Here is a 22,415-nt window from a genome sequence, read left to right on the forward strand (position 1 = left end):
ATCTAATAAAAATCACACATTTTGCAAAAACATCTTAACTGGTCGTAGCAAATGGGGATAACGTTGATGCGGTTGATATAACGCTTTAACCTTTCCAGCATACACTAATGCAACCGTTTGATTTAAAGCTGTCAAACGTTGTCGTTCTAAAAATGCACCATGCTGCACTTTTTCCCATTGTTGCTGCGTTAAATTAATTTTAGGAAAATCAGCAAGTGCTATTTCCAATGGTTGTAATACTTTACCGATTTGTTGCGTTGCGCTTAACTGGGCAACCGTTGCTAAATCAACCGTGTCTGCCAAAGTAAAACCACCACTTATAGTTCGCGTTAACTCTGACATGACAGCTGCCACGCCGAGCTTACGGCCTAAATCAACTGCTAAAGTTCGAATGTAGGTCCCTTTAGAACAGCACACTTCAAAATGAAATTTTTGAATTCCCTTTTCCGCATCAAATTTTGGTTGATCTAACCGTTTGAATTTTGTGATCGTCACTTGACGTTGCGGACGTTTAACACTTTCACCAGCCCGAGCATAATCATATAATCGACGTCCATTAACCTTAACCGCCGAATATTTGGGCGGCGTTTGCACTAAATCTCCTGTTAACAGTTGCATTTGATTATCAATCTGCTCATCAGTGAATTTGCTTGATAATGGTGTTGTAGCCACTACCTCACCATCTAAGTCCTCCGTTGTCGTTGCAAATCCTAGAGTGACTTCTCCTTGATAGGTTTTACCACCGGCAACTAAATAATCAACAACTTTAGTGGCTGGCCCAATACAAATTGGTAAAACTCCATCAACATTTGGATCCAACGTCCCACCGTGACCGACACGCCGGGTGTGCAGCAAATACCGCAACTTTGCATCGCAAGCCTGACTGGTCATTCCCCGGGGCTTATACAACGGTAAAATCCCATTCATCGCTTGACCTCCTTTAGTGAAATTCCAAGATTTCCTGATAGATTTGCCTAGTAAATCCGATTTTACAAACGCAATCATTATAGCACACCCCTTCAGACAACGCAGTGACTTAATCATGATATTTAAATAAAGATAGCAACAAAAAACCAGCAAACAGTTTTGTTCACTGCTTACTGGCTTTTCAACTAGTCGACAAGTGCCGGAAAATCCACCCGCCAAACATATTATTGATCTTCTTGGTGAATTTCTTTGATTAATTCATCAATCCGTTCACCATATTGAACTGATTTATCTCGCTCAAAAGTTAATTCTGGTACTTTAAATATCCGGAGTCGTTGTCCTAATTCCCGCCGAATTAAACCAGTAGCTTTATCCAGACCTTGCTGAGTTTTTTCGCCATCATGGGCTTTTTCTGACAAGATGCTGTAATAAATGGTTGCTTGCTGTAAATCACCGGTAACATCAACACCGGTAATCGTCACCCCAGCAACACGCGGATCACGGACACGCTTCATCAGAATATCCGTTGTTTCTTTTTGAATTTCTTGTGAAACTCGGCCAATCCGATAATGTGCCATTGCACTGCCTCCTTATGCGAAATCTATTTAACGGGAACTTTTTCCATTGTGTAGACTTCGATTTGATCGCCGACTTTAATGTCATTATAATTTTCGATCACTAAGCCACCTTCAAATCCTTGCCGAACTTCTTTAACATCGTCTTTCAAGTGTTTTAAACTGGCAATTTTGCCTTCATAAACCACGATGCCATCGCGAATTAAGCGAACACCGGAATCACGTTGAACTAAACCTGAAGTGACAAAGAAGCCAGCAATAGTCCCTATCTTCGATACTTTATAAGTTTGGCGAACATCTAATTGGCCAATGACTTTTTCTTTATAAGTTGGCTCCAGCATACCTTTCATTGCCGTTTCAACTTCATCAATTGCCTGATAGATGACATTATGCAAGCGAATATCAACATTATCTGCATCCGCTTGATCTTTAGCACGTGCAGTTGGCCGAACATTAAACCCGATGATAATCGCATTACTTGCCGCAGCTAACGTAACATCACTTTCATTGATGGCACCCACTGCTTCGTGAATGATATTAACTCGTACGCCTTTGACATTGATCTTTTGTAAACTATTGACCAAAGCTTCAACTGAACCTTGAACGTCGGCTTTAATAATTAGGTCGACTTCTTTCAGTTTGCCTTCCTTCATTGTTTCAAACAGATTGTCTAACGTAACGTGTTTAGTTTGTTGCCGCTGCTTCAAAACGGCCTGTTGTGCCCGTTCTTCACCAGCTGCCCGCGCTGTTTTTTCATCATCAAAGACAATAAATTTATCTGCTGACTCCGGTACATCATTTAACCCGGTAATTTCAACTGGCATCGATGGCTTAGCCGCTTTAATCCGCCGACCACGATCATTAGTCATTACCCGGACCCGGCCAAACGTATTGCCAACAACAATTGGATCACCAGTTCTCAAAGTACCTTGTTGAACCAATAATGATGCAACCGCACCTTTACCTTTATCTAAACGTGCTTCAATAACGGTACCGGCCCCTTTTTGTTTCGGGTTAGCTTTTAATTCCAAAACATCTGCTTCTAGTAAAATCATTTCTAATAATTCATCAAGATTTTTACCAAATTTAGCAGAAATCTGAACAAAAATCGTATCGCCACCCCAATCTTCTGGAATCAAACCATATTGAGTCAGTTGTTCCATGACATGATTAGGATTTGCGTTAGGCTTATCCACTTTATTGACAGCAACAATGATTGGCGCCTTAGCAGCTTTAGCATGATTGATCGCTTCAACAGTTTGTGGCATCACGCCATCATCAGCAGCTACAACCAGCACAATAATGTCCGTTACATCTGCGCCACGCGCACGCATATCTGTAAAGGCCGCATGCCCTGGCGTATCTAAGAACGTAATCGAACGATTATTAGTATGAACTTGATAAGCCCCAATTGCCTGGGTAATGCCACCAGCTTCACCTTCAGTGACACTAGTATGCCGCAATTTATCTAATAATGTTGTTTTACCATGGTCAACGTGCCCCATAATGGTTACAACTGGCGAGCGGTTTTCTTGATAGCTGGTATTAGCTGCTTCTTTTTCAAAATATTTATCTAAGTCAGAAATATCTTCTTCAACTTTTTCTTCTGGTTTAATGCCATAATCAACTGCTAAAAGCTCAATGGTGTCTTTATCCAAAGATTGATTCTGGTTAACCATAACCCCCATCATAAATAATTTTTTAATGATTTCAGCCGGTTCACGGTGGATCAATTTGGCAATGTCTTGAACGTTCATTCCCTCAGTGTATTGCAACACTTTTGGCAATGCGCGATCTTTACGAGTCGTTACTGGCGTAGTTGAACGGTTTTGCCGTTTATTCCGTCGATTATTGCGCCGCCGGTTAAAACGGCCACCCTTAAACCGATTGCCAGCATGATTCCGATTGCCACCAAAGCGACTACCGCGGTTACCATTAGCATTGTTTTGATTACGGTTATTATTGCTTCTAACCGTCGCTTTTGCACTGCTAATTGGTTTTGCCGCATTAACTGGTGCACGGTTAAGCGTCCGACTTTGTGGATTAGGTGCTACTCGATTATTGCTTTGGGAAATTCGCGGCCGATTATGATGGTGATTGTGGTTATTATAATGGTCATTGCGATTTTGTGGCCGATTATTGCGGCTATGCGGATTTTGACCATTATGTGGATGATGCGACTGGTGAAAAGACTGTCTTGGTTCATGATGATCATGATGGTCATGTTGTGCATGCGATTTAGCCGTCGTTTGCTGCGTCGCTGGCTTAGCTTGCGTCGTTGTCGCTTGATTAGCATCAGTCTTTTTAGTTTGTGCTGCTGATGTTGGCTTGGTAGTTGCCGTGTTTATCTTAGTCCCTTTCATCGCTGCACGTAGTGTTTTTTCCTGTGCTTCATCAATCGTTGACATGTGATTTTTAATCTTAAAACCAGCATTTTTAGCTTGTTCAATCACCACTTTAGATTGTACATTAAGTTCTTTTGCTAATTCGTAGATTCGTTTTTTACCCATATCTTCACGCTCCCTACGTTTTCAGTAAGGCAATGAGCCGGTGGGCAAAACCTGGCTCGGTAAGGCCGACAATAGTTCGTGGGCGTCCTAGCATTTGGCTCATTGCTTGTTTAGTAAAGGCGATTTTCAACGGAACTTGGTAAAACTGCGTTTTTGCAGTAAATTTATCCCGTGTCGCTTGGCTAGCATCAGCCGCAACTAGCACCAAAGCTAATTTTTGCTGCTGTAATGCTTTTAAAACCAGACCTTCACCCATAATTAATTTTCCAGCACGTAAACTTAAACCAAGTAAGTTCAGCGCTTTTTGTTTATTTTCCATTTTTATCGCCAAAAAGTTCTTTGCGGGCCTTTTGATGCTTGACGTAGGCCAACAATTCCTGGTAGAAATCTGCAGCTACCGTAACGTTTAACGCTTGATCCAAAATGTGCTTACGAGAAGCTAGCTCAACAGCATCTGGTTCAAGCGATACATACGCACCACGGCCAGATTTTTTGCCTGTGGGATCAATTGCAACTCGGCCAGCTTTATCCCGGACAATCCGCACCATTTCTTTTTTAGGTTTCATTTCATTACTGACGACATCTTTACGCATCGGAATTTTTTTTTGCTTCATCACTTTGCCACTCCTTATCGTGAATTAGTCGTTATCAGCACTATCGTCTGGCGCATCTGCCGCTGGAGAATCATTATTGTTTGCCACTTCAGACGTTTCCGTCTCCTCAGCTGATACCGTTGAATCAGCTTCTAGTGAATCGGTGATTTCTGGCGCTTCACTGGATTCTTCAGCTTCAGGTTCAGATTGTGCTGCAATGTCATCCGCTTCAGTCTCAGACTTAATGTCAATTTTATAACCCGTCAACTTAGCAGCTAAACGTGCATTTTGTCCACGTTTTCCAATTGCTAAAGAAAGTTGATAATCAGGCACAATCACTGTAGCAGCCTTTTCATTCTCTTCATCAAAGATGACATCGACAACCTCAGCTGGATTCAATGCGTTAGCGATGTATTCTGCTGGATCATCTACCCATTCAATAATATCCATGTTTTCACCAGATAGTTCATTGACAATGGCCTGAACGCGTTGCCCCCGAGGACCAACACAGGTTCCGACTGAATCAATATTTTCATCCCGGCTACGCACTGCAATTTTTGTCCGATCACCAGCCTCACGGGCAATTGAAACAATTTCCACTGTTCCATCATAAATTTCTGGTACTTCTTGTTCAAACAACCGTTTCACTAAATCTGGATGTGTGCGGCTGACATGAACCTGGGGCCCTTTAGGTGTATTTTCGACTTTAGTCACATAAACCTTAATCCGATCATGCGGTTCATAATGTTCATTAGGCATTTGATCATTACGTGATAATAATGCTTCGATTTTGCCTAAATTAACGTAAATAAACCGATTGTCGCGGCGTTCAACTACACCTTGCATAATTTCATTTTCATACTTAATGTACTGGTCATAAATAATGCTGCGTTCAGCTTCCCGAACACGTTGCATAATGACTTGTTTAGCGGTTTGTGCCGCAATTCGGCCAAAATCTTTAGGTGTCACTTCAAAACGGATTTTGTCCCCGACTTCATAAGCTTCGTTGATGGTTAAAGCTTCTTTTAAACTGACTTCCAAACGTGAGTCAAAGACTTCCTCAGTAACTTCTTTAACTGCATAAACGTGGATATCTCCTTTTTTAGGGTCAAATTCAACCTCCACATTTTGTGCTTGGCCGTAATTCCGTTTATAAGCTGAAACTAAAGCAGCTTCCAGCGCCTCAATCACAATTTCTTTTTTGACACCTTTTTCTTTTTCCAGTGCATCCAATGCACTTAGCATTTCCTTGCTCATGGTAATATTGTTCCTTTCCCGATTAAAATTCAATCGCCAATCGCGCATGCGCAATTTGCTGACGTGCAAACACCAACGATTTACGCCGCGTTTTATCCTTGACTGACAATGTTAATTCATCCGCGGTTAATTTAATCAATGTGCCTTCAAAAGCCTTTGCACCATTGACCGGCTGATAAAGCGAGATGTGAATATACTGGTTTAATGCCCGCTGATAATCACGTTCTTTTTTTAACGGCCGCTCAGCGCCAGGTGATGAAACTTCCAAATAATAAGCTTGCGGAATCGGGTCTGGATCCATTGCATCCAGCTTTTCACTGATTTTTTCGCTGATCATCGCACAATCTTCAAGCTGAATGCCTGCAGGTTTATCGATGTAAACCCGCAAATACCAACTCTTACCTTCTTTAACAAATTCCATATCAACTAATTCAAAATGATAACTATCCACAATGGGCTGGATAACATCTTGGACTTTTTCAACAACCGAGCTCAAATCACGGCCTCCCTTTCGCAATTATAATTTATTTTACTAACTGTAAAACAATTGCTGCTCAATAACGGCTAAATTACACACCGTTATGGATTGATTTATTTAATGACCTGATTTATCCAATAAAAAGAGTGAGCATCGCTGCTCACTCGACCAAAGTCTCTAAATACAATCATTATAATAGCACAAATCATGTGTATAAGCAACCAGCAGCCTTGCTAGACAGCGCCAGTTTCATTTCTTAAACCGCGATTAATTGAAGCTTCAAAATTTTTAAAGCATATCAAATAATGAAAGTTGATTTTCATCTGGCAAGCCTTCTAAAACATGATTTTCAGTCAAATAATCAATCAATGATTTAGAAACTTTACCCCGCTTACTTAAATCTTCTTTCGACAAAAATGGCTTTTCTTCCCGTGCGGAAACAATTTGCTTAGCCACATTCATGCCCAGACTGGGTACTGCCCGGAAAGGTGCTAGTAAGGTTTTACCATCATCTTCAATGACAAATTCAGAAGCATCTGAACGGTTAATATCAACCATTTCAAACTTAAAGCCTCTCTCTAGCATTTCATTGGCAATTTCTAGGACAGTCAATAAATTCTTTTCCTTAGCCGTCGCATCCATGCCCTTATCCTTAATGGCTTTCATGGCTGCCTTAACTGCAGATTTACCATGTGCCATCGCAACAAGGTCAAAATCCTCTGCACGAACCGTGAAGTAAGCTGCGTAATATAAAATCGGATAGTACACTTTAAAATAAGCAACGCGTAAGGCCATTAAAATGTAAGCAGCTGCGTGCGCTTTAGGAAACATGTACTTAATCTTCAAGCAAGAATCAATGTACCAATCAGGCACCTGTTTATTAGCCCGCATGGTTTTTTGCCAATCATCTGGAATGCCACGGCCCTTACGCACATGTTCCATAATGTTAAAGGCAAGTGAGGCATCCATACCATAATGAATGAGGTCCAGCATGATGTTGTCCCGACAGCCGATAACGTCTTTTAACGTGACGACACCTTTTTGAATTAATTCTTCCGCATTTCCCAGCCAAACGTCGGTTCCATGCGATAAACCAGAAATTTGAAGTAGTTCGGCAAAGGTTGTGGGATGTGTTTCTTCCAACATTCCCCGAACAAAACGAGTTCCAAACTCAGGAATACCCAGCGTACCGGTTTCTGAGCCAATTTGTTCTGGTGTGACGCCCAACGCTTTAGTGCTAGAAAATAGCGTCATTACTTGTGGATCTACAGGCGGAATTGATTTGGGCTCAATTCCAGATAAATCTTGTAATTTCCGAATCATTGTTGGATCATCATGACCTAAGATATCCATTTTTAAAATATTATCATGAATCGAATGGAAATCAAAATGACTGGTCCGCCAAGGTGCACTTTGATCATCTGCCGGATACTGAATTGGTGTAAAGTCATAAATATCCATATAATCTGGCACAATCAAAATACCAGCAGGGTGCTGCCCAGTAGTTCGCTTAACACCAGTAGTACCTTGAGCTAACCGATCAATTTCAGCACCGCGATAAGTTTTGCCAGTATCCCGCTCGTAAGCTTTCACATGACCATAGCCGGTTTTATCAGCAACCGTTCCAATCGTGCCAGCCCGGAAAACATTATTTTCACCGAATAAAACCTTCATGTAATTATGCGCAATTGGCTGATAATCACCAGAAAAGTTCAGGTCGATATCTGGCACCTTATTCCCCGTAAAACCAAGAAAAGTTTCAAAGGGAATATCATGCCCATCTTTTGCTAGCTCAGCACCACAGTTTGGACAAGTTTTATCTGGTAAATCATAGCCAGAACCATATTCACCTTTAGTATAAAATTTTGTGTAATGACATTGTGGGCATCGATAGTGAGGTGGCAACGCGTTAATTTCAGTAATTCCAGCTAAATAAGCTACTAAACTAGAGCCCACAGATCCCCGTGAGCCTACTAAATACCCATCTTTATTGCTTTTATAAACCAATTTTTGGGCAATTAAGTAATGCACTGCAAAACCATTTCCAATAATGCTTTTCAATTCTTGGGCTATCCGCTCTGCCACAATCTTAGGGAGCTCTTCACCATATAGCTGATGTGCTGCCGTATAAGTCATATTTTTAATGTCATCAGCGGCGCCAGGCATTTTAGGCGTATACAGTTTTGTTTTGACTGGTGAAATGGCATCAATATGATCAGCTAACTTATTGGGATTAGTCACCACAATCCGCTCTGCTTCTTCCTGACCTAAAAATTGAAATGCTTTTAGCATTTCATCAGTCGAACGAAAATGAACATCCGGTAAATTAATCCGATTTAACGGATTAGCGCCCCCTTGCGAGTTGATTAAAATCTTACGGTATATTTTATCTTGGGGGTTTAAATAATGGACATCTCCAGTGGCTACCACAGGCTTATGCAATTCTTCTCCAATTTTAACTAGTTGACGTAAAATGTCTTCTAAATCACGGTTATTGTTAATTAAATTCCGTTCCAATAGCGGTGCATAAACTGGTTTAGGCATTACTTCAATGTAATCATAGAATTTAGCTTTATCTAAAGCTGCTTGATACCCTTTTTGCATCATTGCGGTGAATACTTCACCACTTGAGCAAGCTGAACCAATCAAAATCCCTTCACGATATTGGTTGACCACACTCCGTGGCAAACGCGGCATGCGATAGTAATAACTAACCATCGACATGGAAACCAACTTGAATAAATTTTTCAAGCCTGCTTGCGTTTGCGCTAGCAGTACTGCATGGAATGGTCGTGCCTGTTTATAGGCTTCATTTTGACCAACACGGTTATTTAATTGATCGACATAGTCCATCTGGTATTTTTCTTTGGCTTCTTTTAAAAAGATATACAGTAAATGACCGGTAGATTCCGCATCAGCATTAGCCCGGTGATGGTGTTCCAAACTAACTTTAAAGCGTTTGGCAAGTGAATCTAACTTATGGTTCTTAAATTCTGGGTGTAGCATCCGGGCTAATTCAAGCGTATCAATGACCGGTACCTCAATTTGACCCATATTGTGCCGTGCGTAACCCGCATTTAAAAAACCCACATCAAAAGTCACATTGTGCCCAACTAAAATGGTCCCGGCGTAAAATTTTTGAAATTTGGCAAAAGCCTCTTCTTCTTTATTTTGCCCACGTACCATCTCGTCGGTAATACTAGTTAAATTTGTGGTGGTCTCGGATAACGGATGTCCAGGATCGATGAATTCTTCAAATTCATCGATTACTTGGCCGTTTTTCATCTTAACAGCAGCCAATTCGATAACAGAATCATAAACAGCTGACAAACCAGTGGTTTCAGTATCAAACACCACGTAAACAGTATCTTTATCCAATGGCTGGTGCGTTAAATTATAGGCAATCGGCACCCCATCATCAACTAGATTAGCTTCAACACCGTATAAAATTTTAACGCCATTTTTTTCACCTGCAGTGTGAGCCTCCGGAAAACCTTGAACTGCCGCATGGTCAGTAATGGCCACTGCTTTTTGTCCCCACTTTGCGGCTTGCTGTACATAATCTGAAATACTGTTTGTGGCATCCATTTGACTCATGTTTGTGTGTAGATGTAGTTCAACCCGCTTTTCCCCGGCCGGGGCAGTATCTTGCCGCTCCTGATGTTTAATTTCTTGAACATCTCGCGCATTAACAACTAAGTCACGCATAAAATTATCTTCTTGTACGCTACCTTTTACTTTGACCCAAATGCCCTTTTTAACACTAGCAAATGCCTGTTCATCCGTGTGGTTACGCGAGAATTTTTTAACTGTGAATGACGATGAATAATCCGTCATTTTAAAAATCAGTAATTGTCTTTTAGAACGTAGGGTACGAATTTCTGCATCAAAGACATAGCCTTGGATGACAACCGCATTTTCTTCTTCTTGAATCTCACTCATCTGACGAACTTCATCACTTTGTCGGATTGGCCGGCCAATACTTACCGGGCCATTTTGGCCATTAGTGTCCGCTTGCTTTTGATGTTCATTTTCGGCTTGCTGGATTGCCGCAGCAGCTTGCTGTGCCATAATAGCGGCGTCCTTTTTTTCTTTAGCCGCTTTAAAAGCGTCGATTTTAGCTTGTGAGGCAGATTCATCAATTAAGACATGAATGGCAAATTTGGGAAATCCGACGATGGCATAAGTTGACTCGATCGGCCCTAACGCCTGGGAAGTTAGAAAATTTTTAACAATGCTGTTATCTGCTAACAGCATGACACGACCATCATCCAAATACGGTTGTTCTTTTTCACATAGTTCTTGGATTAACGAAGAGTGAATGCCACTAGTTTTAACCACAAACTGCCAGTAATCTCCTAATTTTTGGTTCGTTATTTGTGGTTTTCTAGTCTGAATGGTCATCTTAACCTGAGCAATGTCACGAAAAGCTTGTTGTAAATGCTGACCTAAATCCATATAAAGTGGATAAGGTAAAATGTCTGCAAATTCAAAGTAAAACTGCCAAACTTGTGATTTTTGATGCACTACGACTTTATTGATCTTAGCAGCTTCAAAAAAAGGTTCATTTTCTGGCGTGACAGTCAACTTAATTTGTTCACGTAATTGATTAAATAATTCAGTCCCACTTAAACTCAACGCGGCCATCCTTCCTAATTAAATCAAGAAAAGAGTCGGACCTTGATTCAAAATTCATCAGTTCCCACTCTTAACATTTATTTACTCACCAGCCTAATCCTAATTGATTAAGCTAATTGTTTTAACAAAATTTTTAAACTATCCACTAATTCTGATTCTTGCACTTCGATGGTTTCGCCAGTCTTGCGTAGCTTAACTTCAACAATCCCATCTGCTGCCTTTTTTCCAATCGTAATCCGAACTGGTAGACCAATTAAATCTGAATCAGCAAATTTAACGCCAGCACGTTCTTTGCGATCATCTAATAATACACTGTAACCCGCTTCCTCCAGTGCCGTTGTCACTGCAGTAGCTAATTTTGCCTGTTCCGGTTTTTTCAGGTTGATCGGAATGACATGGACATCATAAGGTGCAATTGCCTGTGGCCAAACTAATCCCCGGTCATCGGCTTGCTGTTCAGCAATCGCCGTCAATAACCGGCTGACGCCAATACCATAGGATCCCATAATTAACGGCTGTTGCCGCCCGTTTTCGTCCAAAAAGGTTGCGTGCATACTTTCTGAATAACGTGTTCCTAATTTAAATACATGTCCGATTTCAATGCCTTTAGTGAACTTTAAAACTCCTTCACCATCAGGCGACATTTCTCCTTCTTTAACGTAGCGCACATCTGCATATGCTTCTGGCTGGTAATCGCGCTGTGGATTAACATTGACATAATGATAACCATTTTCACTAGCTCCGACCACCAGATTAGCCGCATTTTTAACGCTCAAATCCGCAATCAACCGAACTTTATCCGTTAACTTAACTGGCCCTAAGGAACCAAAATCCGCACCCATATAAGCTAAGGCTTGCTCATCAGTCGCCATAACCAACGAATCAGCTTCCAAATAATTTTTCAGCTTAACTGGGTTAACTTCATAGTCACCCCGAATCAACACTAAGACAGGCTGCTCGTCAGCAATAAAAAGCATGCTTTTAGCAGTTTGACTAGCAGGAACTTTTAGTAAAGCTGCCACTTCCGCAATCGTTTTTGCCCCAGGTGTCGCTACTTTTTCCAGCGGCTTTTGGGTAGCGGTAGTTTTTTTATTTAATTGCAAACTAGTTGCCATATCTAAGTTGGCAGCATAATCGCCAGAATCAGAATAAACAATCGTGTCTTCACCAATATCTGCTAACGCAGAGAATTCAACCGAATCCTTACCTCCCATTGCACCTGCATCACCAATGATGCCACGGTAAACTAATCCACACCGATCAAAGATTTTACGGTAAGCAGCTTCCATTTGCCGAAAAATATGGTCGAGATCTGTCCGATTAGCAGTAAAAGAATAAGCATCTTTCATAATAAATTCGCGACCACGTAGCAAACCTGCACGCGGGCGCTTTTCATCCCGGTATTTAGGTTGAATTTGGTACAAAATCTGTGGCAATTTTTTATATGAATTTAAATCATGCCGCACTAATTCAGTAAAAGTTTCTTCGTGAGTCGGCCCTAAAATAAAATGCCGTTCATGACGATCTTCTAGTTTAAAGAGCTCAGGTCCATAAGTATCATAACGCCCTGATTCTTGCCACAATTCTGCTGGGATCACTTCTGGCATCAGCATTTCCACCGCATCAATTTTGTCCATTTCTGTTTCAATGATTCGATTTATTTTTTTCAACACTTTATAAGCTAAAGGTAAATAACTGTATATTCCGGCAGAGATTTGCCGAATGTAGCCTGCACGCAACATCATTTGATGTGATTTTGAATCCGCATCATTGGGCGTTTCTTTTAAAGTTGGAATAAAGATTTTCGATTGTTTCATTGTGATCTCCTTTTTCATTCACGATAAACGGGTTTAACCATGCATTTAACATCAATTTAGCGCATAAAGAAGCGTTGAAAGTCATTCCACGTAACCGCCACTAATAATAATAGCATTAACGCAAAACCAACTAAGGTAATCATACCCTCTTTTTCCGGCGCTAACGGTTTGTGCCGGATGGCTTCAAGAATATTCAACAATAACTTACCACCATCTAAAGCGGGAATGGGAAGTAAGTTCATAATGGCAATACTAATTGACAACAAGCCCATTAAATTCAAGATTGTACTAGCACCCATTTTAGTTGCTTGTGAAGTCAGTGAGTACATGGCAACCGGACCACCAAAATTATTGATGTCAAAACCATGAACCAGCATACCACCTAGTACTTTTAAAGTAGCGGAAAAAATTTGCCAAGTATAGGTAAATCCATGTGCAATTTTTGCTTTAAAGGATTGGTCCATTTTAACGCCAATCCCAATAACACCGATTTTTTTGCCATTATTAGTCGTGGCTTTAGGCGTTACCGCAATCTTTTTTTGCGCATCACCTTGGCTAACAGTTAAATTAACCTTTTGTTTGGGGTGCTGGTTAATGGCCTGCGCAATGGCAATAAAGTCAGCTGTCTTTTGTCCATTAACTGCAGTAATGCGATCCCCACTTTTTAGACCTGCTTGCTGGGCAACAGAATTGGCCTGTATTGTCCCAATTTGATTTGAATCAGAACGCGCAACCCCACCAGCTAAAAAAGCAACTAAAATAAATGTTAAGATTCCTAAAATAAAATTATTCATCACACCAGCAATGTTGATTAACATCCGTTTAAAAATAGAAACAGATTGAAATTGTACATCTACTGGTGCAATTTGTACTTCAGTCCCATCTTTTTCAATAATTGTTGCATCGTGAACAACGTGGTACTGCTTTAATTGGGAATCATCACCATTTTCGTAACCACTGATCACCAGTGCCTCCTGCAAGTCGCTGTTTGCTACTTCAAACGGAATGCCATCATTTAACAACACTTTCTGACTGGCATTAATTCTTGTCACTTGCTGTTTATCATTTAGCGTTAAACTCACTGGTGTACCGGCCTTCAATTCATCTTCCTCATCATCTTGTAAACCGGCCATTCGAACATAGCCGCCTAAAGGTAGCAACCGTAAAGTATAAGTCGTTTCATGGTAACGTTTAGCAAGCAACTTCGGCCCCATACCGATTGAAAATTCGCGGACTAAAACACCTGCACGTTTGGCAAAATAAAAATGACCAAACTCGTGCACGATGACAATCGCACCGAAAATCAGAATAAATACGATTAATGTCTCCACAAAATTGCCCCTTTCTCAATAACGGCATTGGCAACGCAAATTAAATTAAAGTAAATAAATGCAACACCGGTAAAACGAACAATAAACTGTCAAAACGATCTAGGATGCCACCGTGTCCAGGTAAAATTTTACCAGAATCTTTTACACCATAATACCGTTTATAAGCAGATTCAACTAAATCACCTAATTGCCCGCAAATCGAAAAGATTAAAGTGAACAGTACCATCGTCGGCATTGAATACAGCTGAACTTCATGGGCAAAAGCAACAAAAACACTACCGATAATTACAGCACAAAGTGTCCCGCCAATTGATCCTTCCCAAGTCTTATTAGGACTGATCTGTGGTGCTAATTTATGCTTGCCAAATTTCCGCCCAATTTGATAAGCACCGATATCCGTTGCCCAAATGGTGAACAGAATGTAAAACAACATCAATAGGCCTGTCTGACGTGCTGTAATGAAGTAATGAAAACCAGCACCAATATAAGCCGTTGCCAAAACAGTTACACCAACATCATCAAAATTAACCCGGTTTTTGGAAAACACCATATTGATCAATAATAGCATCACCAATAAGTAAAAAAGAAAACTGCGATTAGTTCCTTGTGGTAGCCAGTGAGCAGGAACCATCAGCACCAATACTGCTAATGCACCTAATAAGGCTTCCAGAGAAACAATAATTTTTTTTCGCATGATAAAGATTTCTGACAAGGCAATAAGACCCAACAAAACAGCCATAATTTCAAATGGCAATCCCCCTAAAAAGACGATGGGGATGAACAATATTAATGCAATAACCGCAGTAATAACACGCTGGCGCATTGATATAACACTCCTTTTTAAAATTAAACGATCATTAACCTATTAAAATAGCTCACAAAAACGATAATTATTTTTTCAAACCACCAAAACGGCGGTCACGTTGCTGGTAAGTATAAATAGCAGCCTTAAGTTCAGCGGCACCAAAATCTGGCCAAAGCGCATCCGTAAACACCAATTCACTATAGGCAAGTTGCCATAACAAGAAATTTGACAGCCGTTCCTCACCACTAGTCCGGATTAGCAAATCAGGATCCGAATATTGCGCTAATGGTGCAGTCATTAAGGCTTGTGCAACAGACTGTTCATCGATTGCATCCACAGACAACTGTCCTGCCTGTACTTGTAATGCAATTTTCTTGACCGCCGATACAATTTCAGCGCGACTGCCATAATTTAACGCGAAATTCAAAATCATACCGTCATTTTTTTCAGTTGCTTTAATGGCATCTTGCACTGCCTTTTGCGTTTTTTCTGGCAATTGTTGCGTATAACCCATCACTTGAACACGGACGTTTTGTTTCACCAAATCAGGCACAAACGTATCGAAAAAATCAACTGGCAGTTGCATTAAATAATTGACTTCGCCAGTCGGCCGTTTCCAATTTTCGGTTGAAAAAGCATAAAGCGTTAGTACTTTGATTCCCAGTTGACTGGCATATTTGGTAACACGCTTAACGGTCTCCATTCCTTCACGATGGCCAAATACCCGTGGACGATGTTTTTGCTGTGCCCACCGGCCATTGCCATCCATAATGATCGCCACATGTGCTGGAATTCGATCAGGATCTAATCGAACGCCATCCTGCTGTGGCTTTTTTCCAAATGAGAACAAAGATTAGCGCCTCCATATGTAAATTTAAAACTAAAGTTTATTGTATCAAAAAAGAAAGAAACTGACTATTAAATCCCAAGGAATTAAGTGTTTCGCAATAAATTAATCCAAGGTAACCACAAGTAAAAAAGCCGCGACTCAAGCCGCGACCAGTTAATAACTTGTTGATTCAACTTAAACGATCATATTCGTGCTTAATTAATCCGCCATAATTTCTTTATCCTTGGCAGCAGCAATCTCATCGATCTTATTAGTTGCCGTGTCCGTCACTTTTTGGACTTCATCTTCTAAATTATGCAAATCATCTTCGGTTAAATCATTATTCTTTTCACGTTTACGCAATTCATCAATCGCATCACGCCGGACATTGCGAACTGCAACCTTAGCTGTCTCCGCTTCTTTTTTAACGTTTTTAGCTAATTCTTCACGCCGATCCTGGGTCAATTGCGGAATAACAAGACGAATTACTGACCCATCATTAGCTGGCGTCAAACCTAAATCAGAAGCTAACAACGCCCGCTCAATTTCCTTTAACGTTGATTTATCGTAGGGCGTAACCATCAATACTCGAGCTTCTGGGATGGTGATGGTTGCTAACTGATTAATTGGTGTCGGAACACCATAATATTCAACATTAACGCGGTTTAAAAGACTCGCATTGGCGCGTCCAGCCCGAATTTGACCTAGTTCACGTTGCAGTGCTTGTTCTGCTTTACCCATTTTGACTTGTGCTTCTTTAATTGTGACATCTTTTGTCATTTACTTATCCCCCTTAATGGTAGTACCAATTTGTTCTCCTTGAACAACACGCTTGATATTACCTGCTTCATTTAAATTAAAAACAACTAACGGAATATTATTGTCCATCGACAAAGAACTTGCAGTAGTATCCATGACATTTAAGCCTTTGTCAATAATGTCCAAATGTGTTAATTCATGAAATTTAGTGGCGTGAACATCTTTATTAGGATCAGCTGAATAAACCCCATCAACGTTATTTTTAGCCATTAAAATCACATCTGCATCAATTTCTGCTGCTCGTAAAGCTGCTGTAGTGTCCGTTGAGAAATACGGGTTCCCAGTGCCAGCGGCAAAAATCACGACCCGATTTTTTTCCAAATGACGGATTGCTTTCCGTCGAATGTAAGGCTCTGCAATTTGACGCATCTCAATGGAAGTTTGAACGCGTGTAGGAACATCTAATTGTTCTAGATTATCCTGCAAGGCTAAAGCGTTCATCACCGTGGCTAACATCCCCATATAATCTGCTTGGGCACGTTCCATTCCCATTTCAGCACCAGTTTGGCCGCGCCAAATATTGCCGCCACCGACAACAATTGCAATTTGGACGCCTAATGCATAAACCTCTTTAATTTCTTTGGCAACATTGACAATAATTGGCGGTTTGATCCCAAAGCCTTCTTGACCAGCTAATGCTTCACCACTGACTTTAAGGACAATCCGTTTATACTTAATTTTGGACATGAATACGATCCTCCACTTCACCCTAATTGTTCATCTAGCTTATTAGCTACTCTGGGTTTTCCCCTTTATTTTAGCATATCTACTGCTAACTGCCTAACTTAATTCAAGTTTGCCTATAAACCCACTAATGAAAAAGGATTTTTAATGCTGCACAAGCTGACCGCTTAACAAATAGCGGGTAATCTAAAAAGAATTACCCGCTACCGCACATGAACTAAATCACTATTATTTAACTTTATTTATTTAATTCAGCTTGAATTTCAGCTGCAAAATCTTTGTTAGCTTTTTCAATCCCTTGGCCAACTTCATAACGGACAAATTTTGTGACCTTACCACCATTTGTTTTTGCATATTGGCCAACTGTTTGATCAGAATCTTTAACATATTCTTGATCATTCAAACAGATTTCAGCTAAGAATTTATTTAAACGACCAGTGACAATCTTTTCAACGATCTTTTCTGGCTTACCTTCTTTTTTAGCTTCTTCGACTAATTTAGCTTTTTCTGCACTCATGACATCAGCAGGTACATCTTCACTTGCAGTGTAGCGTGGATTAATTGCGGCAACATGCATTGCAATGTTACGCGCAACTTCTTCATTACCACCAGCTAAGACTGTTAAAGCTGCAATCTTACCACCCATATGCTGGTATGAGCCAAAGTTATCATTATCTGATTTAGTCAAAACAGCAAAGCGGCGGAAACTAATCTTCTCGCCAATTGTTGCAGTTGCGTTAATAATTGCATCTGCAATGGTCTGACCATCAGCCATCTTAGTTGCGTTTGCAGCATCCATGTCCGCTGGCTGATTAGCTGCAATAGCATCTGCAATTTCTTGTACTAACGCACGGAAATCCTTATTGCCAGCGACAAAATCAGTTTCAGCATTAACTTCTACAATTGCAGCAGTATTACCCTTAATTGCAATGTCAGCTAATCCTTCAGCAGCCACACGACCACTCTTTTTGGCTGCAGTTTTAACCCCTTTTTCACGTAATGATTTCATTGCTTTATCAACGTCACCATCAGCTGCAACTAAGGCTTTCTTAGCTGCCATCATCCCTGCACCAGATTTATCCCGTAATGCTTTAACTTGTGCTGCTGTAATCTTTGTTGCCATAATGTAATCCTCCTAAATTAGTCGTGAAAAAAGGGCCGCCTCATAAATAAGGCTTGCAGATTGTGCCTAACCTTTGAGACAGCCCCAAATCACTTATTTAAAATTGATTTTTAACTTATTTGTTCGCGTTTTTACCTTCGACAGTCTTTTGAAGATCTTTTAAACTCTCGTGACTTGGTGCTTCGCTGTCAGGAGCAGCAGAATCAGCTGGTGCATTTTCTTCTGTTGGTGCTGCTTGTTCTTGTGCTTCAGCTTCGCCTTCTTCGCCTTGACGACCTTCAACAATAGCGTCTGCCATTTTCGAAGTCAACAAGCGAACGGCACGAATTGCGTCATCATTAGATGGAATAATAACGTCAATATCATCTGGATCAGTATTAGTATCAACCATTGCCACAATCGGGATGTTTAATTTTTGTGCTTCTTTAACCGCAATTTTTTCTTTGCGCGGATCAACAATGAATAACACATCTGGAATCCGTGGCATATCTTCAATACCACCTAAGAATTTCTCAAGTTTTTCACGTTCTTTATTTAATTGTGAAACTTCTTTCTTAGGTAATTTTTCAAAGGTACCATCTTCCGCCCAGGTCTTAATTTCCTTCAAATGGTTAATCCGCTTTTGAATGGTTTGCCAGTTAGTTAACGTACCACCTAACCAACGATGGTTGACGTAAAATTGGCCCGCACGGGTTGCTTCTTCAGCAATTGAATCTTGTGCCTGCTTCTTAGTCCCGACGAATAGGACGATGCCACCAGCTGCTGCTGTATTTTTCATGAAGTCATAAGCATTATCAACTAACTTCAAAGTCTTTTGTAAGTCAATAATGTAAATACCGTTTCTTTCAGTAAAAATATACGGTTTCATTTTCGGGTTCCAACGCCGTGTTTGGTGTCCGAAATGAACACCAGCTTCAAGTAATTGCTTCATTGTTACAACTGCCATAAATTATGTTCCTCCTTGGTTTTTCCGCCCCTGCACTCAATTAATAAATGAACTTGCTCAATCAAGCACCACATTTATTATCACGCAAGGTGTGAATTGATGTTTAACATCGTTTATTAGTTTATCGTAAATCTAGTCTTGATGCAACTATTTTTTGCTTATAAAAGTGCACTGCAAAAATAAAAAGCCGCCCCTCAGGACGACTTTTATTCATCATGTTGTCAATAATTAAAACTTAACTTCATTTTGGCTTTCGCCTTTTTCAACCATATCTTTAGCTGAATTGAGAGCAACGTCAACCATATTACGAACAGCTGGTCTTGTATAGAAAGCAACATGAGGTGTAACCAAAATATCACGTTGTGCCATTAATTCACGCAGCGTTGGATCAGGGATTTGTTTACCAGTGAAATCATTGTTGAAAATACCAACTTCATTTTCGTAAACATCCAATACTGCACCAGCAACTTTACCAGATTTGTAACCTGCTAATAGATCTTTAGAGTTAACTAAATCACCACGAGCAGTGTTAATAATGTAGACACCATCCTTCATCTTTGCGATGGAATCTTTATTAATCATGTGGTAATTTTCTTTGGTAGCCGGTGCATGTAAAGTAATAATATCTGATTTAGCAAATAATTCATCCGCTGAATCAACATAAATACCTTGTGCATCCAAATCAGGGTTACGGAAAATATCGTAGCCAAGAACTTTAGCACCAAAACCACGGTAAATGTTAATACCGGCACGGCCAATCCGACCAGTACCAACTACACCAACTGTCATTGTGTGTAATTCATGGGCAATATCTGGTTCCCAAGTCAAATCGCCTTTTGCCATTTTTTCGTTAAATTCAGGAGTCCGCCGCAATAACTGCATTAAACCAGTGATGGCTAATTCAGCAATTGCATTCGGTGAATAGCTAGGAACGTTCGTGATCCGAACGCCATTTGCTTTAGCAACATCGGTTGGAATGTTATCAACCCCAACATTCCGGATTGATAAGTCTTTAATTCCATATTCCTTCATGGAAGTAAAAATTTCTTTATCATAAGGCAACTGTTGATAAGCAATAATGGCATCATAGCCTTTAGCTAACTTAACAGTTTTCTTATTTAATAAGTCAGTGACTAACTTAACGCTGACATTATTTTCTTTAGACCAGTTTTGCGCGTAGCCTTCTTCATCTTTACGAACACCATAAATAATAAATTTCATAATATGTGATTGCTCCCTTCATCATCATCTTACATTATAAGCATTTACTGAAAATAGGTAAAGGATAAATTACTTATTTTTCAGAAAATTTCTTTACCAGTGCAACTTTACACCATGTTGTTTCAAAAATACAAGTTTAGCGGCTCGTGATTGATGCTTAAATTGCCATTCCGCACTTAAGGCCCCATGCTTAGTGTTAAAGGCTTGCTGCCAAATTAATTTAACAGGACGGCGGGTCTTAGGTCGTGTATACTTTGCACCTTTACCTGCATTGTGTGTCGCAACCCGCTTAGCAACATCAGTCGAAAAACCTCCATAAAGTGTTTGATCTGCACATAACAACACATAAAAATAATACTGTTTAGCCAGCACCATATAACAACCGCCTAACGTCTGGTAGATACTGATTATTTTGATCATAGACTGTTAAAGGCGGTAAAATTCGTTGCCCGCCGGGACGGCCGTCTTTAATCAATTCAATTAACACCATATTCGCCTCACGGCCGGCTTTAGGATAAACAAACCGAATACGCTTAACCTGTAATCGCAAAGCTGTAGCTTTCATAATAAATTCACTGAGCCGGTCAGGCCGATAGACAAAAAAAGCTTTTCCGTTCATTTTAAGTAACCCACTTGCCACTTTTAAAACTTCTGCTAATGAAGTCGTAATTTCATGGCGTGCAACTGCAAGGTATGGATTGGGATTTTTCTTGCTGGCAGTGTGACCTGGAAAATATGGTGGATTACAGACGACAACATCAACACTATCTTTAGCAATTTGTGTAAATGTTTGTTTTAAATCTAGTTGATAAACAGTCATTTGTTGCTGCAAATGGTTTAAAATAACTGAGCGTTGTGCCATATCAGCCAGCCGCGGCTGTAATTCAACTGCCGCAATGGGACCAGTTGTTTTAGCACTTAAAAAAGTCCCACTGCACCGTTGCCTGCACACAGGTCGACGACTTTACTACGCCGATGGACCATAGCAAAATCAGCTAGCAGTACCGCATCTAAAGAAAAGGAAAAAACTTGTGCGCTTTGAATAATTTTAACGGACTGGCTATAAAGCTGATCAACCCGTTCACCCATTTTTAACACACTTTCACTTCTTTCTCTCACTAGGCTAAACAGCCAAATTTAAAAATACAAGAAAAATACCCGTATTTTACATGATTTGCTATAATAAGAATAAGTTATCATACGGAAAGGAATTATACCATGTTTTATACGTTTATTCGCGCCGTTGTTCGTGGTTTAGTTTGGCTGATTAACGGCAATGCACATTATGAAAATAAAAAGGCACTCCCAAAGGGCGCTTATATCTTAGTTGGACCGCACCGAACTTGGTTTGATCCAATTTACTACGCATTAGCGGCCAGTCCGCGCAAGTTTTCGTTTATGGCCAAGGAAGAATTGTTTAAAAATCCGATCATTCGTTTTATTTTAAAACATTCAAACGCTTTTCCCGTCAACCGAGCCCACCCTGGGCCATCGGCAATTAAGACCCCGGTTAAGACGTTGAAAAAGGGTGAACTCTCGTTAATTATGTTCCCTTCAGGCACGCGCCATTCAGCCCAACTAAAAGGTGGCGCCTTAGTGATTGCCAAAATGAGTGGTGTTCCCTTAGTCCCAACGGTTTATCAAGGCCCGCTAACTTTCAAACGTTTGTTCACGCGTAAACCCGTTACCGTGCGTTTTGGCCAGCCAATTTACATTGACCGCCGCCAAAAATTGGATAAGCCGGCTATGGCAGCTTTAGATGACCAGATGCAACGTGCTTTTAGTCAACTGGATCAAGAAATTGACCCACATTTTAAATATGTACCAAACCCAGATAATAAAAAATGACCGCCAAAATGGCG

At 40.4% G+C, this 22,415-nt stretch carries 19 protein-coding genes and 1 pseudogene; 1 reads left to right on the forward strand and 19 read right to left on the reverse strand.

All coding sequences use genetic code 11. The features are described from left to right. Nucleotides 1-12 precede the first annotated feature (12 nt). The 19 genes and pseudogenes from truB to FC24_RS00450 form a co-directional block, all read right to left on the reverse strand. On the reverse strand, nt 13-927 hold the full coding sequence (gene truB / locus FC24_RS00360; RefSeq protein WP_057872888.1) for a tRNA pseudouridine(55) synthase TruB: 915 nt from the start codon (nt 925-927) through the stop codon (nt 13-15). Between the two features lie 224 nt (nt 928-1,151). Continuing rightward, a complete protein-coding gene (gene rbfA, locus FC24_RS00365; RefSeq protein ID WP_057872889.1) occupies nt 1,152-1,505 on the reverse strand; it encodes a 30S ribosome-binding factor RbfA in 354 nt (117 codons plus the stop codon). A 23-nt stretch (nt 1,506-1,528) separates the two neighbouring features. Further along, entirely contained in the window at nt 1,529-4,012 is a 2,484-nt protein-coding gene (gene infB / locus FC24_RS00370) for a translation initiation factor IF-2 (RefSeq protein WP_057872890.1), read from the reverse strand. 13 nt (nt 4,013-4,025) lie between these two features. After that, complete coding sequence (locus FC24_RS00375; protein ID WP_057872891.1) at nt 4,026-4,331, reverse strand: L7Ae/L30e/S12e/Gadd45 family ribosomal protein; 306 nt, start codon at nt 4,329-4,331, stop codon at nt 4,026-4,028. Continuing rightward, entirely contained in the window at nt 4,321-4,626 is a 306-nt protein-coding gene (gene rnpM, locus FC24_RS00380) for an RNase P modulator RnpM (RefSeq protein ID WP_057872892.1), read from the reverse strand. The genes FC24_RS00375 and rnpM overlap by 11 nt, the downstream gene beginning before the upstream one ends. Before the next feature lie 24 nt (nt 4,627-4,650). Further along, nucleotides 4,651-5,862 (reverse strand): transcription termination factor NusA, encoded by a 1,212-nt coding sequence (nusA, locus tag FC24_RS00385; protein WP_057872893.1) that lies wholly within the window; start codon nt 5,860-5,862, stop codon nt 4,651-4,653. 22 nt (nt 5,863-5,884) lie between these two features. Continuing rightward, nucleotides 5,885-6,358 (reverse strand): ribosome maturation factor RimP, encoded by a 474-nt coding sequence (gene rimP / locus FC24_RS00390; protein WP_057872894.1) that lies wholly within the window; start codon nt 6,356-6,358, stop codon nt 5,885-5,887. Between the two features lie 270 nt (nt 6,359-6,628). Beyond that, nucleotides 6,629-10,978, reverse strand: a complete 4,350-nt coding sequence (locus FC24_RS00395; protein ID WP_057872895.1) for a PolC-type DNA polymerase III — start codon at nt 10,976-10,978, stop codon at nt 6,629-6,631. Nucleotides 10,979-11,085: 107 nt separating this feature from the next. Continuing rightward, nucleotides 11,086-12,795 (reverse strand): proline--tRNA ligase, encoded by a 1,710-nt coding sequence (locus FC24_RS00400; protein ID WP_057872896.1) that lies wholly within the window; start codon nt 12,793-12,795, stop codon nt 11,086-11,088. A gap of 56 nt (nt 12,796-12,851) precedes the next feature. Then, on the reverse strand, nt 12,852-14,126 hold the full coding sequence (rseP, locus tag FC24_RS00405; RefSeq protein WP_057872897.1) for an RIP metalloprotease RseP: 1,275 nt from the start codon (nt 14,124-14,126) through the stop codon (nt 12,852-12,854). A 40-nt stretch (nt 14,127-14,166) separates the two neighbouring features. Further along, nucleotides 14,167-14,949, reverse strand: a complete 783-nt coding sequence (locus FC24_RS00410; RefSeq protein WP_057872898.1) for a phosphatidate cytidylyltransferase — start codon at nt 14,947-14,949, stop codon at nt 14,167-14,169. A gap of 67 nt (nt 14,950-15,016) precedes the next feature. Beyond that, nucleotides 15,017-15,781, reverse strand: coding sequence for an isoprenyl transferase (locus tag FC24_RS00415; protein ID WP_057872899.1), 765 nt, complete (start codon nt 15,779-15,781; stop codon nt 15,017-15,019). A gap of 198 nt (nt 15,782-15,979) precedes the next feature. Beyond that, nucleotides 15,980-16,540: a ribosome recycling factor gene (frr, locus tag FC24_RS00420; RefSeq protein WP_057872900.1), complete on the reverse strand. Its 561-nt coding sequence runs from the start codon at nt 16,538-16,540 to the stop codon at nt 15,980-15,982. Further along, entirely contained in the window at nt 16,541-17,266 is a 726-nt protein-coding gene (gene pyrH / locus FC24_RS00425; protein WP_057872901.1) for a UMP kinase, read from the reverse strand. Between the two features lie 235 nt (nt 17,267-17,501). Then, a complete protein-coding gene (gene tsf / locus FC24_RS00430; protein WP_057872902.1) occupies nt 17,502-18,386 on the reverse strand; it encodes a translation elongation factor Ts in 885 nt (294 codons plus the stop codon). Nucleotides 18,387-18,501: 115 nt separating this feature from the next. Further along, complete coding sequence (rpsB, locus tag FC24_RS00435; protein ID WP_057872903.1) at nt 18,502-19,332, reverse strand: 30S ribosomal protein S2; 831 nt, start codon at nt 19,330-19,332, stop codon at nt 18,502-18,504. A gap of 228 nt (nt 19,333-19,560) precedes the next feature. Then, complete coding sequence (locus tag FC24_RS00440; RefSeq protein ID WP_057872904.1) at nt 19,561-20,553, reverse strand: D-2-hydroxyacid dehydrogenase; 993 nt, start codon at nt 20,551-20,553, stop codon at nt 19,561-19,563. A 93-nt stretch (nt 20,554-20,646) separates the two neighbouring features. Next, nucleotides 20,647-20,928 carry a GIY-YIG nuclease family protein gene (locus FC24_RS00445; RefSeq protein WP_057872905.1) on the reverse strand — a complete coding sequence of 94 codons (282 nt, stop codon included), beginning with the start codon at nt 20,926-20,928 and terminating at the stop codon, nt 20,647-20,649. Continuing rightward, nucleotides 20,915-21,642 (reverse strand): annotated as a pseudogene (locus FC24_RS00450) (tRNA1(Val) (adenine(37)-N6)-methyltransferase). The gene FC24_RS00445 and the pseudogene FC24_RS00450 overlap by 14 nt, the downstream one beginning before the upstream one ends. A 129-nt stretch (nt 21,643-21,771) precedes the next feature. On the opposite strand from FC24_RS00450, the gene FC24_RS00455 reads away from it, so the two are divergent. Then, entirely contained in the window at nt 21,772-22,401 is a 630-nt protein-coding gene (locus FC24_RS00455; RefSeq protein ID WP_057872906.1) for a lysophospholipid acyltransferase family protein, read from the forward strand. Nucleotides 22,402-22,415 lie beyond the last annotated feature (14 nt).

This window comes from Loigolactobacillus rennini DSM 20253 (assembly GCF_001436505.1).
GTDB lineage: Bacteria > Bacillota > Bacilli > Lactobacillales > Lactobacillaceae > Loigolactobacillus > Loigolactobacillus rennini.

What these genes read in the sequence shown, in the direction of transcription:
- truB (WP_057872888.1), bottom strand. Translation starts at nt 927, where the DNA reads ATGAATGGGATTTTACCGTTGTATAAGCCCCGGGGAATGACCAGTCAG.
- rbfA (WP_057872889.1), bottom strand. Translation starts at nt 1,505, where the DNA reads ATGGCACATTATCGGATTGGCCGAGTTTCACAAGAAATTCAAAAAGAA.
- infB (WP_057872890.1), bottom strand. Translation starts at nt 4,012, where the DNA reads ATGGGTAAAAAACGAATCTACGAATTAGCAAAAGAACTTAATGTACAA.
- FC24_RS00375 (WP_057872891.1), bottom strand. Translation starts at nt 4,331, where the DNA reads ATGGAAAATAAACAAAAAGCGCTGAACTTACTTGGTTTAAGTTTACGT.
- rnpM (WP_057872892.1), bottom strand. Translation starts at nt 4,626, where the DNA reads ATGAAGCAAAAAAAAATTCCGATGCGTAAAGATGTCGTCAGTAATGAA.
- nusA (WP_057872893.1), bottom strand. Translation starts at nt 5,862, where the DNA reads ATGAGCAAGGAAATGCTAAGTGCATTGGATGCACTGGAAAAAGAAAAA.
- FC24_RS00400 (WP_057872896.1), bottom strand. Translation starts at nt 12,795, where the DNA reads ATGAAACAATCGAAAATCTTTATTCCAACTTTAAAAGAAACGCCCAAT.
- FC24_RS00410 (WP_057872898.1), bottom strand. Translation starts at nt 14,949, where the DNA reads ATGCGCCAGCGTGTTATTACTGCGGTTATTGCATTAATATTGTTCATC.
- frr (WP_057872900.1), bottom strand. Translation starts at nt 16,540, where the DNA reads ATGACAAAAGATGTCACAATTAAAGAAGCACAAGTCAAAATGGGTAAA.
- pyrH (WP_057872901.1), bottom strand. Translation starts at nt 17,266, where the DNA reads ATGTCCAAAATTAAGTATAAACGGATTGTCCTTAAAGTCAGTGGTGAA.
- tsf (WP_057872902.1), bottom strand. Translation starts at nt 18,386, where the DNA reads ATGGCAACAAAGATTACAGCAGCACAAGTTAAAGCATTACGGGATAAA.
- rpsB (WP_057872903.1), bottom strand. Translation starts at nt 19,332, where the DNA reads ATGGCAGTTGTAACAATGAAGCAATTACTTGAAGCTGGTGTTCATTTC.
- FC24_RS00440 (WP_057872904.1), bottom strand. Translation starts at nt 20,553, where the DNA reads ATGAAATTTATTATTTATGGTGTTCGTAAAGATGAAGAAGGCTACGCG.
- FC24_RS00445 (WP_057872905.1), bottom strand. Translation starts at nt 20,928, where the DNA reads ATGGTGCTGGCTAAACAGTATTATTTTTATGTGTTGTTATGTGCAGAT.
- FC24_RS00455 (WP_057872906.1), top strand. Translation starts at nt 21,772, where the DNA reads ATGTTTTATACGTTTATTCGCGCCGTTGTTCGTGGTTTAGTTTGGCTG.